Origin of the sequence: Mycobacterium saskatchewanense (assembly GCF_010729105.1) — a bacterium.
Classification (GTDB): Bacteria; Actinomycetota; Actinomycetes; order Mycobacteriales; family Mycobacteriaceae; genus Mycobacterium; species Mycobacterium saskatchewanense.
Genome location: NZ_AP022573.1, coordinates 1400232 through 1415872 on the forward strand (window position 1 = coordinate 1400232; position 15641 = coordinate 1415872).

Genomic DNA, 15641 nt, shown 5'->3' on the forward strand with positions numbered 1-15641 from the left:
CGCATGGCCCCCACCAACCCCGGTGAACCCGTGCGCAGCGCGCAGAAGATTGTCGACGTGCTCACCGCGCAGGGCGTCGAGTACATCTTCGGGGTGCCCGGCGCCAAGATCGACGCCGTCTACGACGCCCTGGCCGACTCCGGTCCGCAGCTGGTGGTGTGCCGCCAGGAGCAGAACGCCGCCTTCATGGCCGGGGCCGTCGGTCGCCTGACCGGCATCCCGGGCGTGGTGCTGGTGACGTCGGGGCCCGGCACCGCCAACCTGGCCACCGGACTGCTAACGGCGAACACCGAACAGGACCCCGTGGTCGCGTTGTGCGGGGCCGTCCGCCGCGTGGACCGGCTCAAGCGCACCCATCAGTCGATGGACGCCGCGGCGTTGCTCAGGACGGTCACCAAGTTCACCGGCGAGATCAACGATCCCGACAACGCCGCCGAGGCGACCGTCGCCGCCTTCCGCGCCGCGGCCGGCGAGCCGCGCGGGGCCGCCGCGGTGGTGCTGCCGGCCGACGTCCTCGCCGCGCCCACCACAGCGGGCATCACGGCCCGGCTGCCGATCCCGCCGCTGGCGTCAGCCCCCACAGCCGCAATCGCCAAGGTCGGGGAGCTCGTCCGCGCCGCGCGCCGCCCGGCGCTGCTCGTCGGCATGCGCGGCGCCGACCCCGACAGCTGCCAGGCGCTGCGCTCCCTCGTCGCCGCCACCGGGCTGCCCGTGGTCGAAACCTTCCAGGCCGCCGGCGTCATCTCCCGCGCGCTGGAGGACAACTTCCTGGGCCGGGTCGGCCTCTTTCGCAATCAGCCCGGCGACGTCATCGTCGGTCAGGCCGACGTCCTGGTCACGATCGGCTACGACGCCGTCGAGTACGACCCGGAATTGTGGAACAACGATGCCGAACGCACCGTCGTGCACATCGACTCGCTCCCGGCCGACGTCGACAACCACTACCAGCCGGCGCTGGAATTGCTCGGCAACGTCGCGGCCTCGCTCACGGCGCTGACCGACACCCTTGTCGGGCTCACCCTCAGCGACGACTACCGCAACGAGATCGCCATCCAGCGAAATGCATTGTCAGACATGATCAACACCGCGCGCGATCACACGCTCGACGGTCCGGGCCTCGACCCGGTGGCCGTCGTGTTGCGCCTGCGCGACGAACTCGACGACACCGCCACCATCGCCTGTGACATCGGCTCGGTCTACATCTTCATGGCCCGCCACTTCCGGGTCTACGAACCCAGGCGGCTGCTCTTCTCCAATGGCCAACAGACCCTGGGCGTCGCGCTGCCCTGGGCGATGGCAGCCTGCCTGGTGCGCCCCGGCACCCCGGTGGTGTCCGTCTCCGGAGACGGCGGATTCCTTTTCTCCGCTCAGGAACTCGAGACCGCGACTCGGCTCGGGCTGACATTCACCCACGTGATCTTCCGTGACAACAGCTACGACATGGTCGGCTTCCAGGAGGTCCTCAAGTACGGGCGCAAGTCCGGCGTGCAACTCGCCGACTACGACATCGTCTCCTACGCAGCCGCTTTCGGCGCGCGCGGGTACCGGGTGAACACCCTCGACGAGTTCAGCTCGACCCTGCGCCGGGCCTTGGCCGAAAACGGGCCGTCGCTGATCGACGTTCCCGTCGACTACAGCCGCAACACCGATCTCGCCGCCCACCTGCACGACGACCCCTTCGAGTGAGGACCATGGACTCGCATTCGAACTCATACGAGCGGTTCCGACATTGGGCCACAACGCTTCTCCGCCACCACGATGGAGACGAGGTGTTCCAGTTCTCGACGATCGGCGCCCTGCTCGAGGGCGTCTACGACGGCGACGTCACCGTCGCCGACATCCTGCGCCACGGCGACTTCGGGCTGGGCACCTTCAACCATCTCGACGGCGAAATGGTGATCCTCGACGGGGTCTGCTACCGATTGCGCGCCGACGGCAGCGCCGGACGCGCGGCGCCGAGCGACCGCACTCCGTTCGCGGCGGTCACCAGGTTCCACAGCGACTTCGAGATCGCCATCAACTCCCGCACCGACCGCGCCGAGGTGATCGCGGCGATCGACCGGCGAATCGAGAGCCCCAACTTGATTTACGGTGTACGCATCACCGGGCACTTCGCCGAGCTACGCACCCGCACGGTGATGGCGCAGAAGCAGCCTTATCCTCCCCTGACGCAGGCGACCGAGGGGCAGGCCGAAACCGCGTTCAGCGATGTGTCCGGCACGGTGGTCGGATTCCGGACTCCCGACTTCGAGCAGGGCATTTCGGTGGCCGGTTATCATCTGCACTTCCTCGACGATGAGCGCACCGGCGGCGGCCACATCCTGGACTTCGTGCTCGACCGTGGCACCGTCGCCGTCAGCGGAGCCTCCCAATTGCACCTGAGCCTGCCGACCTCGGGCGCGTTTTTGGGCGCCCAATTGTCGGGCCCCGACCTGACGGAACGGATCAACAAGGCCGAAGGCGGTGCCCACGACCAAGATTCGAATTAGGTCCGCGTCACCAGCGGACCTGACTGCGGCACAACGAGTCCAGGAATGGCGGGCACTCCTTGAGACACATGTAGCTCGGGTACGACGCGCCCGCCCCGCGCACGCAGGACTCGAAACCCTGGTATCCCGAATACGCCAGGAACGCGAGGTAGATCAGCAGGAGGCCCGGCAGCACCACTGCCAGAAACCCGAGAACCACGCCGGCGAGTGCGATCCCGCCATTGCCGGCGGGGCCGCGCCTCAGCCGTCGACGCGCGACTGCGCCGGTCGCCACGGCACCCCCGCCGAGGACGACGCTGGCGGCCGCGGCCACGACGATGGCAACGTCCGCGACGTTGGCCGCATGCGCGACGGCCACGCCCCAGACTGACCAGAACACCACGACGGCAACGACCGCCAACCCCAACGAGATGATGCCCAGCCTGGGCGAACTCGGCGGCGAATCGCGCAACCCTGTCATGAACGACAGATTATCGGGCGTTCCGAGCGTGGGCGGGCGAAATTTAATGGAGTGTTCAGGCACGCGTCGATCCACCATCGTTGACTGCACATGCGCGCCGCGTGTCCTCACGAGTATGCGTGTAGTGCAGGTCGCCAACTTCTACGGCCCCCGTTCCGGGGGGCTTCGCACGGCGGTGGACCGACTCGGCGCCGAATACTGCGCCAACGGGCACGAGGTCTTCCTCATCGTCCCGGGCCAGCGCACGGATCGCGTCCGCCTGCACAGCGGTGTGGTGCGAATTACGTTGCCCGCAAGGCTGATTCCTTTCACGGGCGGTTACCGAGCGGTGCTGCCAGGGCCGGTGAAGGCGCTGCTCGAAGCGCTGCAACCCGACGCCCTGGAGGTGTCCGACCGGCTCACGCTGCGCTCACTGGGCAGGTGGGGTCGCGAATATGGCGCAACCACAGTCATGATCTCCCACGAGCGGCTGGATCGCCTTGTGGGCCAAATCCTTCCGCGTCGTCCGGCACAGAAGTTCGCCGACTTCGCCAACGCGCGCACGGCCGCAGACTACGACACCGTCGTGTGCACCACCGCATTCGCGCGCGAGGAATTCGACCGCATCGGCGCCACCAACACCGTCACCGTGCCACTGGGCGTCGACCTACAGACCTTCCATCCACGGCGGCACTCTTATCTGGTCCGGCGGCGCTGGGCCGCGCCGACGCAGATGCTGCTGGTGCACTGCGGCCGGCTCTCCGTCGAAAAGCGCGTCGACCGGAGCATCGACGCGCTCGGGGCGCTCTACCACGCCGGCGTCGACGCCCGGCTCGTCGTGGTGGGTGAGGGGCCGCTGCGGGCCAGACTGGAGCGCCAGGCCGCGCGGCTCCCGATCGACTTCACCGGCTTCATCAACGACCGGCACACCGTGGCCGGCCTGCTCGCCTCGGCCGACGTCACGCTCGCGCCCGGCCCACACGAGACCTTCGGGCTGGCCGCCCTCGAGTCACTCGCCTGCGGGACGCCCGCGGTGGTTTCGCGCACGTCGGCATTGAGTGAGATCGTCACCCCGGACAGCGGCGAGCTGGCCGACAACCACCCGGCCGCCATCGCGCACGCCGTCGGCGCCATCGTCAGCCGACCCGAATATCACCGCCGCACGTCTGCAAGGCGCCGCGCCGAGGACTTCACCTGGCACCGGGCCGCGACCGGGATGCTGGCCTCACTGGGAGCGCCGGGCGATCAGCCTGACGGTTCCGAACACACCGCGTAGCCCGAGCGACGGGACGGTCAGCCGTTGCCGCTGGGCTTGCTCGGGCTGTGCTTGCCCGGGCAGTAGTCCGCGGTGGCCGCGCCGATGAACGTCTCGGCCTGCGCCTGGCTCAGCTTGGCCGAGCCCGTCAGCTGGTCGACCTCGTCCTTCTGGGTGTAGCCGGCGTCGAGATCCTGGCACATCACGTGCGCCATGTTCACCGGGTTCCCGAGGTGGATGCCGTGCGACTCCAGGTACGAGACGAAGTCGGAGTCCGTCGTGTCGGCGCGCGCCACAGTCGAGGGGGTCACCATGGCCGCCAGAGCCACGCCAACGGCGAACGCTGCAAGTTTCTTGGTCATTTCGCTCATCACTCCCCGAAGCTCCACGTCAGCTCGGACCCAACACGAAAGTCCGAGGTATTACCCCCGGATGTGGGTAATACTTCCGTGCTAGCGGGTCGACGGTCAATAGCCCGCTCGCGGCATGGTCGGGGAAACCCAAAGCTGCACATGCCGTTAACGTTTGGTTCGGTTGGAGTTTAACTTCTTTCTCCGGGAGGTCTCGACGGTGAACGTTCGCGATCGGGTGCTGATCTCGGCCACGGAGCTGGCCGCCCTCATCGACTTCGGCCGCCCGCTGACCGTTCTCGACGTCCGCTGGCGGCTCGACCAGCCCGACGGGCGCGCGGCCTACCTGGACGGCCACCTTCCGGGCGCGGTGTACGTGTCGCTCGAGGACGAACTCAGCGACCACACGCTGAAAGGCCGCGGCCGCCATCCGCTGCCCTCGGGCCGCAGCCTGGAGGCCGCGGCGCGCAGGTGGGGTGTCCGGCAGGGCGAGCTGGTAGTGGTCTACGACGACTGGAACCGGGCCGGTTCCGCGCGCGCCTGGTGGGTGCTGACGGCCGCGGGCCTCGAGAACGTGCGCATCCTGGACGGCGGATTGCCCGCCTGGCGGTCGGCCGGACGGCGGCTCGAGGCGGGTCCGGTCGACCCGCAACCAGGCAATGTCGTTGTGCCGCATGATGACCTGTATTCGGGAGGACGAGCGACGTTGACGGCGGCGCGGATTGGCGCCGGCGGCGCGGTCCTGCTCGATGCCCGGGCGCCCGAGCGCTTCCGTGGTGACGTCGAACCCATCGACCCGGTCGCCGGGCACATCCCGGGCGCGCGGAACCTGCCGAGCGGCGCGGTCCTGGCCGACGACGGCACGTTCGTCGCCGACGGCGTGATCGGCAAGCTGTTGTCCGATCGCGGTATCGACAGCGGCGGCGAGGTGGGTGTCTACTGCGGATCGGGCGTCACCGCGGCCATCGCGATCGCCGCCCTCGCGGCCGCGGGTCGGGACGCCGCGCTGTATCCGGGGTCATGGTCCGAGTGGTGCGCGGACACCAGCCGACCGGTGAGCCGGGGAACGGAATAGTTAGGAGCCGCCGCGGCCGGGGCTGTGGTACTTCGGGCAGTACTCCGCGGTGGCGGCGCCGACGAAGAACTCCGCCTGGGCCTGGCTCAGTTGGTGTTCCGTCAACTGCTTCACCTCGTCGGACTGGTTGTATCCCGCCTCGAGGTCCTGGCACATGGTGCGCGCCATGTTCCCGGTCTGGGACGCCGTGCCGAGGTGGATCCCGTGCTCCGCAAGGTAGTTCGTGAAGTCCGCATCTCTGTCGTCGGCGTGGGCCAGGGCCGCGGTCAGGAACATTGCGGCCGCCAGCGTGCTGAACGCGTACGTGAAGAACCGTTCCACCGATCTGCCGATCACGGTCGAAGTCTCACACCGCGCCGACGCTGGCGACGAGGGCCGGAAGTAACACGCCGCAGAGCCCGAGGTCCCGACCAATCCCGGCCGGGTCCGCGGCTGGTCTGCTTGTCCAACTTATTCAACGCCGAGATCGCTGCGGCGGTCGCGATCCACGGCGAAAGCACGACCCGCACAGCAATCTCGGCGATTGGCGCTTGGGGGGCTAGTCTCAGCGGCGGTACACGTGACCCCCAAAGGAGCCGGTCGCATGCTCGAAGTCATCGACAAAGCACCCCACACCGACTGTGAAAAGACGCCGCTGCTTTTCGTACACGGTGCCTGGCACGGCGCCTGGTGCTGGGACGAGCACTTCCTCGATTTCTTCGCCGAACGGGGCTATCGGTCGGTGGCCGTGAGCCTTCGCGGCCACGGAAAGAGCGCCGCGCCGAAGCCGCTGCGCCTCTGTTCGATGGCCGACCTGGTCGAGGACGTCGCGTCGGTCGCCGACGGCCTGCCCCGGCGGCCCGTCGTTGTCGGCCACTCGATGGGCGGCTTCGTTGTGCAGAAATATCTGGAGTCCCACGACGCCCCGGCGGCCGTGCTACTGGCGGCGGTCCCCCCGAGCGGAATCACATCGTTCCTTGCCCGCCGATTCCGAATGCACCCCTGGCGCTTCACCCTCGACCTCGCCCGGGGTAGATCGCAACGCAGCGTGTGCGGCACGCCCGACCTGGCCCGCGAGGCCTTTTTCTCGGGTGCGACCCCCGAGTCCGAAGTCGCGCGGTTCACCACGTACCTCGGCGAAGAATATGTGGGCAGACACGTGCTCGACATGCTCATGCTCGACCTTCCCAAGCCACATCTCGTCACCGCCCCGCTGCTCGTCCTGGGCGCCGAGCACGACACCTGTTTCTCGGCGCGCGAGATCCACAAGACCGCGGCCGCCTACCGGACCGAGGCGGAAATCGTCCCGGACATGGGCCACGACATGATGCTCGAGCCCGGGTGGTCGGCCGTCGCCGAACGCATCCACGCGTGGCTGGAAGCGCGCGATCCGGCCAGGAACTAACCCGTGCTGCACGGTAGACGTTTGATGCCGTGGAAGAACGAGGAGCGCAACCGGTCCGGCGGTCCGGTGACCGTCAGGCCCGGTACGTTCGCATACAGCTCTTCGAGCATCACGCGCAGTTCGAGACGGGCCAGCTGCGCCCCGAGGCAGAAATGCACTCCGCCGCCGCCGAATGCGGCGTGGCCCGCGTCCGGGCGCGTGACGTCGAATCGGTCGGCGGCGTCGAACACCTCCTCGTCCCGGTTGGCCGACAGGTAGTGCATCAGCACCCAGTCGCCGGCGGGAATCCGCTGACCGCGGATCTCGACGTCGCGGGTGACCGTGCGGCGAAAGTGCATCACCGGGGTCGCCCAGCGCAGCAATTCCTCCACGGCGGGCTTGATCGCGTCGGGCTGGCTTGCCAGCAGGGCCCGCTGGTCAGGGTGCTCGGCGAGCGCCAGGATGCCGTGACTGAGCGTGTTGCGGGTGGTTTCGTTCCCGGCGATTGCCAGCAGCAGGAAGAACTCGTTGAGCTGATCGGGGTTGAGCTTCTCGCCGTCGACCTCGGCCGCCAGCAACGCCGACAAGATGTCGTCGGTGAGTCCGTGCTTGCGCCGGTGTTCCACCAATTCGGCACAGTAGGAAAACATTTCGGCAGCGGCCTGACCCAGGGCCTGCGGCGTGGGCGCGTAGTCGGGATCCTCGATGCCGAGACTTCCGATGGCGTTGCTCCATCGGAACACGTCCATGCGATCCGCGGCCGGCACCCCGAGCACGTCGGCGATCACCTGTAGCGACATCTCGGCGGAAATCTCGGTGACGGCGTCGAATTCACCCTTGTCCATGATGCTGTCGACGATGCCGCGGGCGACCGCCCGCATCGACGATTCGAGGCGCTGCACGTTGCGGACCGTGAAGCCCTGGTTGATCAGCTTGCGGTAGTGCACGTGGCGGGGCGGGTCGATGCCGGGCAGCATCGCCGAATTCGGCGCCGCCTCGACCTCTACGAGGGTGTTACCCCTACTGCTGGTGAAGGTCTCGGTGTCGCGGCTGACCGATCGGACGTCGGCGTGCTTGGTCAACAGCCACGCTCTGGGTAGTCCGGGAAGGTGCACGGGGTGCACCGGCGAGGTCGCCCGCAGCCGGGTCAGCGCCTCGAACGGGGCACCGCTGACGAAGGTGTCCGGATCCAGCACCGCCGCGGCGGCGCGGTCGACGTCGCTGGTCTGGTTCTCCGCGACCAGCGATCCCACCAGCGTCGGCTTGGGAATGTTCATCGGTTCTCCGCTCACGCTTCCACGAATGACTTGACCCCGGCGACGATCACGTGGAGTCCGGATCGAAACCGGTTGGCCTCCTGCCGCTTTTTGAGGACGGCCCCGGCGGCCCGGCGCGATTCCTCGAGACTGACCGAGCCCAGCAGATATGTGTACAAGACCGTATGCGCCGCGGCCACATCGGACTTGGCGAGTCCCGCCTCGGCAAGCAGGGCGCGGCTGAGGCCGTCGAGTCGACGCGCGGCCTCCGTCCCGCCGCTGGTCTGCAGGATGCCCGCCACGCCCGGCACTCCCAGGATGACTTCCCTCGCGTCGCAATAGAGGTTCGTCAGCCGCACGTCCCAACCATCGCCACGGGGTTCGGGAACGTCGTCCAGCACCGACGCGCCCAGCAGTTCGAGAGCCGCACGCTTCCCGGGCACGTGGTAGTACACCGACGGCACCGCGGCGCCAAGCTCGGCGGCCAGCGCCCGCATCGTCACGCCGTGTACGCCGATGCGGCGCGCCAGGTTGCGCAGGGCCGTCACCACTTCGGCGCCGTCCAGCTCGCCGTAGGCGCGTCGGGCTCCCGCCTGCAGGGCGATTCGTTTGTTCGCGGCGGGCAAGGCCACCCCCGGGGTCGTAGATTCGAGCGTTGTTCGAATCTACCCCCGGGCGATCCTGCCCGGATCGGCGGGTCGGCCCCGGTAGCATTGCCGCAATGACGGGCCGGCTCGACGGCAAGGTCGCCATCATCACCGGCGCGAGTACCGGCCTGGGGCCCGTACTCGGTGCGGTGTTCGCGCGCGAGGGTGCCAAGGTGCTGCTGGCCGCGCGGCGCGAGGAGCTGGTGCGCGAAGCCGCCGTCAGGGCGGGACCGGACGCGATCGCGATGCGCGCCGACGTGACCGACGAGGTCGCCGTCGCCGCCATGGTCGACCGCGCGGTCGACGAGTTCGGTCACGTCGACATCCTGTGTAACAACGCCGCGGCGCCCGGCGAGGATCGCTGGATCTGGGAGCAGACCCTGGACAACTGGAACGCGACCCTGGCCATCGACGTCACCGCCGCCATGCTGTGCACCCGCGAGGTGCTCAACCGGTCGATGCTGCGGCGCCGCCGCGGTGTCATCCTGAACTTCTCGTCGACCGCCAGCTACGCCGGCATGGCCCGCAAGACGCACTACGTGACCGCCAAGGCCTCGCTTCGGGCGTTCACCAAGGCGGTCGCGCTGGAGGTCGGCCCGTACGGAATCCGTTGCAACTGCATCGTGCCCGGCGCCATCGACACCGAGCTGTGGCGCCGGTGGTTGCAACGCAGAGCCGACGAACAGGGGGTCGACTTTGGCGCCCTGCGCGCAAAACTCCTCAAGGGCGTTGCGCTGCAGGATATCTCGTCGACAGAGGACGTCGCCAACCTGGCGCTGTTCCTGGCCGGCGACGAGAGCCGCACCATCACGGGACAATCCATCCCCGTCGACGCCGGGGGGTACATGCAGGGATGAGCACGATCCGGGTCAAGGCGGGCATCTTCAGCCTGACCGCCGCAGCGCCGTTCGACGACGGCAGCTATCTGCGTTGGCACCTGCTCGACCACATGCCAGAGCAGTACCAGCTGCCGGGCATCGTGCACGGGTTGCGCTGGATAGCCGACGGCGATTGTCCCGGCCGCCGGCTGGCCGCCGACGGGCCCTTGGGACAGGTCGGCAACGCGGTGCACTACCTGGTCGGGGATCCCGTCGAGCGGACGTTCGACGACTTCGTCGCCCTCGGGCGCGCGCTGCGGGAGAACGGCCGCTTCCCCGTCACCCGGCCGTCGCTGCAAGTCGCGGGCCTGCGCCTGCTGCAGTGGCACGCCTCGCCCGGCGCGCTCGTCTTCCCGGAGGTGGTGCCGTTCCGGCCGCACCGCGGGATCCTGCTGATCGTCGAGGAGGCGAACGGCGGCCGGCCCGACGAGTGGCTGCAATGGCTACACGCCGAGCACTACCCCGCGCTGCTGGCGACGCCCGGCACGGCGGGCGCATGGACCTTCGGTTCCAGCGCCGGATGGACCCACCTGCCCGGGGGCTGGCGCACGGATCGCCAGTACATCACCGTTGTCTACCTCGACGCCGACCCGCTCACCACGACCGACGCGCTGGCCGCTCGCGTCGAGCAGCGGTGGCGATCGGGCGCCGTGCGGCCCGTCTTCGCCGGGCCGCTGCGCAGCATGGTCACCTGGGAGGCGTGGCCGTGAGTCCCGGACGCGGCAATTTGATTCCTCGCCGCAGAAATGGCAACTTCCCGACACGAACACGACCTATAGTCCACGCGGCGTTCGACCAGAGGAGGTGAGATGACGAATTCGAACCATCGCCGGCCAGGTAGGCGGATCGTCCTCGCGGCGGCCGGCGTCGGGTTGACGATCGTCGGGGGATGCTCGGGCAACGGCGGCGCACCGACGTCCGCCCCCAGCTCGACGGCGGCCTCGGTGACCGCAACCGTCATGCTCGACGGGAACAAGCACACGCTGATCGCCCCGGTGAAGTGCAGCAGTGCGGCGGCGCAGCCGAGCGCGACACCGGCCGAGTCCGGGGACCTCACTACCCGCATCGACGTCCACGACGACTCGGCGTCGGTGTCGATGGCGATATCGGACGAGAAGCCACCGAGCGTCGACGGCTTCGCAATTTCGCTCAAGGTCAGTTCCGGCGAGTACCGGCTGCCCTATCAGGCGCCCCAATCGGCGACCCAGGTGCAGGCAACCAAGGACGGCAAGAGCTACACGGTGACCGGGACGGGCCAGGGCGTCTCACCCAATCAGGGCGACGTGCACCAGGTGACGTTCGGCGTTCACGTCAACTGCCCGTGAAAGTCGCTGTCCCGCAGCGTGTTAAGTCGGCGTCCGTGGCACCCGTCATCCGACCCCGCGGAGGCTGTCCGCCTCGAAAAGACGCTCGAGGACGGGCCCGTTGTCCGATAGCGGCCCTCTCTGCGATGCTGACGGCTTGGACATCTTCGCGGAATGGCAAAACGGCGGCACCGAACTTCGGTGGCGGTCGACGACCGCCGCCAACGACGGTCGGGAGGTGGCGGTGTTCAGCCGCCGCTGCGGCACCCCCGGGGCGCCCGCGCTCGTGCTGGTGCACGGCTTCCCGACGTCGAGCATCGACTATTTCGCGCTGGCGAAAGAACTGCATTCCGAGTTCGACGTCTACGTGCTCGACTTCCCCGGCTACGGCCTGTCCGACAAGCCACCCGAGCCGTACGTGTACTCCCTGTACGACGACGCCCGCCTGCTCGTCTACGCCATCGCCCAGGTGTGGAGGCTCAGCGATTTCCGGATGCTCACACACGACCGCGGCAGCAGCATCGGGATGATCGCCCTCGGCTTGCTGGCGGCGCTGGACCCGCCCGCCGCCCCCCTCGACCTGATCCTGACCAACGGCAACGTCTACCTTCCGCTCTCGAACCTCACGGCGTTCCAGACCGCGCTACTCGACCCCGCGACCGCGCGGCCGACCGCGGCGGCGACCACACCGGAGATGCTGGCGGCCGGCATGGGCGCCAGCACCTTCATGCCGCGCCGCACGCTGGACGACCCGGAGATTGCGGCGCTGGCACGGTGTTTCGCGCACAACGACGGCGTCCGCGTGCTGCCCGACACCATCCAATACCTCAACGAGCGCGCCGCCGACGAAACCAGTTGGCTGGAAGCGCTTTCCGAGAGCCCTGTCAACACCACCGTGGTGTGGGGGCTGCACGACAACGTCGCGCCGCTGCGCGTACCCAATCACGTGTGGCAGACGTACCTGAAGAACAAGCCGGGACGCAACCGCTATTGGGTGGTGCCCGGTGCCGACCACTACCTGCAGTGCGACGCGCCCGGGCAATTGGCCGAGATCGTGCGCCTCACGGCCCGGGGCAACGACCTCGCGCTGCAGACGCTGGGCAACCAACCCGACGGCGCGGTGTTGGTCGACATCAGCGCGCCCTAGCTGCCGGCGGGCCTGCCGCCCACCACGTTGCCCAACGTCGAGTTGTTGCGGGAAAACGCCAATTTGGGCGCAACAACTCCACGTTGAACGCAGACGCGCCCGGCATGGCTCAGCCCGCGCGGCTTAGTCTGCCGGGGTGACGCCGAACCCCCTCGAAGAACTGACGCTGAGCCAACTGCGCCTCCGCACCAGCATGAAGTGGCGCGCGCATCCGGCCGACGTCTTGCCGTTGTGGGTGGCCGAGATGGACGTGCCTTTGCCGCCGACGGTGGCCGGGGTGCTGCGCGGGGCGATCGACCGCGGCGACACGGGTTATCCCTGCGGCACCACGCTCGCCGAGGGCGTCAGCGAATTCGCCGCACGCCGCTGGCAGTGGCACGACCTGGACATCGGCCGCACCGCGGTCGTCCCGGACGTGATGCTCGGCGTCGTCGAAACGCTGCGCCTGGTCACCGACCGCGGCGACGCCGTCGTCGTCAACCCTCCGGTCTACGCCCCCTTCTACGCGTTCGTGTCGCACGATGGCCGCCGGGTGATCGAGGCACCGCTCGGGCCGGCGGGTCGCATCGACCTGGGCGCCTTGGAGGACGCGTTCACCCGAGCCCGCGCCTCGGCCGGTAAGGTCGCCTACCTGCTGTGCAATCCTCACAATCCGACGGGCTCGGTGCACACCCTCGAGGAGCTGCGTGGGGTCGCCGAGCTGGCGCGGCGGTTCGCCGTCCGCGTGGTCTCGGACGAAATCCACGCGCCGGTCATCCTGTCGGGGTCGCGGTTCGTCCCGTATCTGACCGTGCCCGGCGGCGAAGACGCGTTCGCCCTGACGTCGGCGTCCAAGGCGTGGAATCTCTCCGGCGTCAAGGCGGCCCTGGCCATCGCCGGTCCCGAGGCGGCGGCTGACCTGGCCCGGATGCCGGAGGAGGTCAGCCACGGCCCGAGTCACCTGGGTGTCATCGCGCACGCCGAAGCCTTCAGGAGCGGCGGGGATTGGCTCGACGGGCTGCTGAGCGGCCTCGACGAGAACCGAACGCTGCTGGCCGAACTGGTCGACGAGCACCTGCCCGAAGTGAAATTGCTACGGCCGCAGGGCACCTATCTCGCATGGCTGGACTGCCGGCGGCTCGGCGTCGCGGAAGAGGCCTGCACCGACGGGCTCGCCGTGGTCGCCGACCTGTCCGGACCCGCCCGCTGGTTTCTCGACAATGCGCGTGTCGCGCTCAGTTCCGGCCATGTGTTCGGTATGGGCGGGGCCGGTCACGTGCGGCTGAACTTCGCGACCTCGAAAGCCATTCTGACCGAGGCCGTCTCTCGCATGGGCCGGGCCCTCGCCGACCGGCAGTAGGCCAAAACCCCTCGAAATCGCATGTTTTCAGGCCCCTGAACCGTGGCCCCCGCCGAGCCCGCCTTATGCGCTCGAATCTGCCCCTAGACGAAATCGCGACGGGGAGAGAGGCTTACACGGTGCCCGCTCACCTGAGGAGCTGAATATGGATGTGCTGCGGACTCCAGACTCCCGATTCGAAAACCTCGAGGGATACCCGTTCGTAGCGAACTACCTGACCGTGGCGGCCTGCGACGGCCAGCCGGTGCGCATGCACTACCTCGACGAGGGCCCGGAAGACGGGCCACCCATCGTGCTGCTGCACGGCGAGCCCACCTGGAGCTACCTCTACCGCACGATGATCCCGCCGCTGGCCGACGCCGGCAATCGTGTCCTCGCGCCCGACCTCATCGGTTTCGGCCGCTCGGACAAACCCACCCGTCCCGAGGACTACACGTACCTGCGGCACGTCCAATGGGTCACGTCGTGGTTCGAGCGCCTCAACCTGACCGGCCTCACCCTGTTCGTGCAGGACTGGGGCGCGCTGATCGGGCTGCGGATCGCCGCCGAACAGGGCGATCGCATCGCGCGCCTGGTGGTGGCCAACGGCTTCCTGCCCACCGCGCAGCGGCCCACCCCGCCGGCCTTCTACCTCTGGCGGGCCTTCGCCCGCTACTCCCCCGTGCTGCCCGCCGGCCGCATCGTCGCCACGGCCACCGTCCGCAGGGTCCCGCCCAAAGTGCGGGCCGGCTATGACGCGCCGTTCCCGGACAAGACGTACCAGGCCGGGGCGCGGGCGTTCCCGCAACTGGTGCCCACCTCACCGCACGATCCGGCGATCCGCGCCAACCGGGCGGCGTGGGACGCGCTGGGCCGATGGGAAAAGCCCTTTTTGGCCATCTTCGGTTCTCGCGATCCGATCCTCGGGCGCGCGGACCGCCCCCTGATCAAGCACGTCCCCGGCGCGGCCGGCCAACCGCACGCCCGGATCAACGCCGGCCACTTCATCCAGGAGGACAGCGGTCCCGAACTCGCCGACCGCATCGTTTCCTGGCAACAGGCGATCCGCTGACAGCGATCACCGCGTGCTCAGCAGCCGGGCCACGCCGCGCATGACCGCCCTGCTGGCCGTGTGACGCGCCCGGTCGAGGATCGATCCGGCGCTCGGGGGGCGGCTTGCCCCCAAGCGCGGGAACAGCGTCAGCGCGTTGGCCGAATCGATCGCCGCCCGGGCGTCCGCGTCGAGCCCGGGGTAGGTCTCGAGGCCGGCGGCGAACAGCTTCCCGGCGGCGATCGGCGCGAAGGGCCAGTCGGAGCCGAAGGTGACGTGTCCGGGCCTGGCGAAGGCGAGCAGGCTCGGCAACGCCGCGGCGCTCGAGGACAACGCGGTGTCGAAGTAGAAACCGGCGAAGTCATCGAGGCTGTCCAGCATGCTGCGCCCGGTGTCGCTCATGATGCTGATCGCCATCCGCTGCGAGGCGTACGGAACGAAGCCGCCCGCGTGGCTGAGGATGAATCGGATGTTGGGATATCTCCGGCAGATCCCGTTGCGCACAAGCAGATACGCCGCGCGGGTGGTGTCGAGCAGGAAGTCGACGGCGAACGGCGCGACCCCGTCCACCGGGGGGCCGGGCAGCTCGGCCGGGTGGATGAACGCCACCGCCGACCGGGCGTCCAGCGCGGCGAACAGGTCGTCCTGGTCGGCCTGGCCGAGATAGGTGCCCGCGCCGTTGGCGAGCAGCACCACCCCGTCGGCGCGCAGTTCGTCGAGCGAGCGGGCCACCTCGTCGACCGATGCGGCGAGATGCGGCATCGGGACGGTCGCGAAGAACCCGAGCCGATTGGGTTGAGCCGCAACCACTTCGGCGAGGTAGTCGTTGAGGTCGCGGGCTGCGGCGGTGGCGTCGCGGGCGTCGGCCAGGAAGGCCGTGCCCGGGGTGGACACCGACAGGATCGCGGCGGCGACGTTCAGCTCGTCCATCGCCTGCAGCGACGCCTCGGGGCTCCAGTCGGGCAGGGCGCGGCCACTGGCATCGTCAACCTTGGCCTTGCGCAGCGCATCTCGGTAGAAGGGTGGAACCGCGTGATGGTGGGTGTCGATCCGCAAGGACGTCGCTCCT

General features: G+C 68.9%; 17 protein-coding genes. 11 read left to right on the forward strand and 6 right to left on the reverse strand.

The features are described from left to right. Nucleotides 1-3 precede the first annotated feature (3 nt). Complete coding sequence (alsS, locus tag G6N56_RS06505; protein WP_085258554.1) at nt 4-1686, forward strand: acetolactate synthase AlsS; 1683 nt, start codon at nt 4-6, stop codon at nt 1684-1686. Nucleotides 1687-1769: 83 nt separating this feature from the next. Beyond that, nucleotides 1770-2489 (forward strand): acetolactate decarboxylase, encoded by a 720-nt coding sequence (budA, locus tag G6N56_RS06510; protein ID WP_232069224.1) that lies wholly within the window; start codon nt 1770-1772, stop codon nt 2487-2489. A 7-nt stretch (nt 2490-2496) separates the two neighbouring features. Here the strand turns inward: budA and G6N56_RS06515 are convergent, their stop codons facing one another. Beyond that, nucleotides 2497-2949 (reverse strand): DUF4190 domain-containing protein, encoded by a 453-nt coding sequence (locus G6N56_RS06515; RefSeq protein ID WP_142280860.1) that lies wholly within the window; start codon nt 2947-2949, stop codon nt 2497-2499. 115 nt (nt 2950-3064) lie between these two features. Between G6N56_RS06515 and G6N56_RS06520 the strand changes: the two genes are divergently transcribed. Further along, nucleotides 3065-4204, forward strand: coding sequence for a glycosyltransferase (locus G6N56_RS06520; RefSeq protein WP_085258552.1), 1140 nt, complete (start codon nt 3065-3067; stop codon nt 4202-4204). A 17-nt stretch (nt 4205-4221) separates the two neighbouring features. Here the strand turns inward: G6N56_RS06520 and G6N56_RS06525 are convergent, their stop codons facing one another. Further along, nucleotides 4222-4545, reverse strand: a complete 324-nt coding sequence (locus G6N56_RS06525; RefSeq protein WP_158090771.1) for a DUF732 domain-containing protein — start codon at nt 4543-4545, stop codon at nt 4222-4224. Between the two features lie 208 nt (nt 4546-4753). On the opposite strand from G6N56_RS06525, the gene G6N56_RS06530 reads away from it, so the two are divergent. Further along, the gene (locus G6N56_RS06530; protein ID WP_142280859.1) at nt 4754-5608 is read left to right on the forward strand and encodes a sulfurtransferase; all 855 of its coding nucleotides are present in this window, start codon (nt 4754-4756) and stop codon (nt 5606-5608) included. Here the strand turns inward: G6N56_RS06530 and G6N56_RS06535 are convergent, their stop codons facing one another. Continuing rightward, entirely contained in the window at nt 5609-5944 is a 336-nt protein-coding gene (locus tag G6N56_RS06535; RefSeq protein WP_085258550.1) for a DUF732 domain-containing protein, read from the reverse strand. Between the two features lie 247 nt (nt 5945-6191). Between G6N56_RS06535 and G6N56_RS06540 the strand changes: the two genes are divergently transcribed. Further along, complete coding sequence (locus G6N56_RS06540) at nt 6192-6992, forward strand: alpha/beta hydrolase (RefSeq protein WP_085258549.1); 801 nt, start codon at nt 6192-6194, stop codon at nt 6990-6992. Here the strand turns inward: G6N56_RS06540 and G6N56_RS06545 are convergent. Beyond that, the gene (locus G6N56_RS06545) at nt 6989-8248 is read right to left on the reverse strand and encodes a cytochrome P450 (protein WP_085258632.1); all 1260 of its coding nucleotides are present in this window, start codon (nt 8246-8248) and stop codon (nt 6989-6991) included. The genes G6N56_RS06540 and G6N56_RS06545 overlap by 4 nt on opposite strands. An 11-nt stretch (nt 8249-8259) precedes the next feature. Further along, nucleotides 8260-8859, reverse strand: coding sequence for a TetR family transcriptional regulator (locus G6N56_RS06550; RefSeq protein WP_232069225.1), 600 nt, complete (start codon nt 8857-8859; stop codon nt 8260-8262). Between the two features lie 89 nt (nt 8860-8948). On the opposite strand from G6N56_RS06550, the gene G6N56_RS06555 reads away from it, so the two are divergent. From G6N56_RS06555 to G6N56_RS06580, 6 genes are all read left to right on the forward strand, one after another. Further along, a complete protein-coding gene (locus tag G6N56_RS06555) occupies nt 8949-9731 on the forward strand; it encodes an SDR family NAD(P)-dependent oxidoreductase (RefSeq protein WP_085258548.1) in 783 nt (260 codons plus the stop codon). Nucleotides 9732-9736: 5 nt separating this feature from the next. Next, nucleotides 9737-10462 carry a hypothetical protein gene (locus G6N56_RS06560; protein WP_085258630.1) on the forward strand — a complete coding sequence of 242 codons (726 nt, stop codon included), beginning with the start codon at nt 9737-9739 and terminating at the stop codon, nt 10460-10462. Nucleotides 10463-10561: 99 nt separating this feature from the next. Then, entirely contained in the window at nt 10562-11077 is a 516-nt protein-coding gene (locus tag G6N56_RS06565; RefSeq protein ID WP_085258547.1) for a lipoprotein LpqH, read from the forward strand. A gap of 136 nt (nt 11078-11213) precedes the next feature. Continuing rightward, entirely contained in the window at nt 11214-12203 is a 990-nt protein-coding gene (locus G6N56_RS06570; RefSeq protein ID WP_085258546.1) for an alpha/beta fold hydrolase, read from the forward strand. Nucleotides 12204-12339: 136 nt separating this feature from the next. Then, complete coding sequence (locus tag G6N56_RS06575; RefSeq protein WP_085258545.1) at nt 12340-13542, forward strand: MalY/PatB family protein; 1203 nt, start codon at nt 12340-12342, stop codon at nt 13540-13542. Nucleotides 13543-13687: 145 nt separating this feature from the next. After that, nucleotides 13688-14593: a haloalkane dehalogenase gene (locus tag G6N56_RS06580; RefSeq protein ID WP_085258544.1), complete on the forward strand. Its 906-nt coding sequence runs from the start codon at nt 13688-13690 to the stop codon at nt 14591-14593. A 6-nt stretch (nt 14594-14599) separates the two neighbouring features. Here G6N56_RS06580 and G6N56_RS06585 read toward each other — a convergent pair whose 3' ends face one another. Then, nucleotides 14600-15628: an amidohydrolase family protein gene (locus tag G6N56_RS06585; RefSeq protein WP_085258543.1), complete on the reverse strand. Its 1029-nt coding sequence runs from the start codon at nt 15626-15628 to the stop codon at nt 14600-14602. Between the last annotated feature and the right edge of the window lie 13 nt (nt 15629-15641).

What these genes read in the sequence shown, in the direction of transcription:
- G6N56_RS06520 (WP_085258552.1), top strand. Translation starts at nt 3,065, where the DNA reads ATGCGTGTAGTGCAGGTCGCCAACTTCTACGGCCCCCGTTCCGGGGGG.
- G6N56_RS06565 (WP_085258547.1), top strand. Translation starts at nt 10,562, where the DNA reads ATGACGAATTCGAACCATCGCCGGCCAGGTAGGCGGATCGTCCTCGCG.
- G6N56_RS06545 (WP_085258632.1), bottom strand. Translation starts at nt 8,248, where the DNA reads ATGAACATTCCCAAGCCGACGCTGGTGGGATCGCTGGTCGCGGAGAAC.
- G6N56_RS06540 (WP_085258549.1), top strand. Translation starts at nt 6,192, where the DNA reads ATGCTCGAAGTCATCGACAAAGCACCCCACACCGACTGTGAAAAGACG.
- G6N56_RS06515 (WP_142280860.1), bottom strand. Translation starts at nt 2,949, where the DNA reads ATGACAGGGTTGCGCGATTCGCCGCCGAGTTCGCCCAGGCTGGGCATC.
- alsS (WP_085258554.1), top strand. Translation starts at nt 4, where the DNA reads ATGGCCCCCACCAACCCCGGTGAACCCGTGCGCAGCGCGCAGAAGATT.
- G6N56_RS06555 (WP_085258548.1), top strand. Translation starts at nt 8,949, where the DNA reads ATGACGGGCCGGCTCGACGGCAAGGTCGCCATCATCACCGGCGCGAGT.
- G6N56_RS06580 (WP_085258544.1), top strand. Translation starts at nt 13,688, where the DNA reads ATGGATGTGCTGCGGACTCCAGACTCCCGATTCGAAAACCTCGAGGGA.
- G6N56_RS06525 (WP_158090771.1), bottom strand. Translation starts at nt 4,545, where the DNA reads ATGACCAAGAAACTTGCAGCGTTCGCCGTTGGCGTGGCTCTGGCGGCC.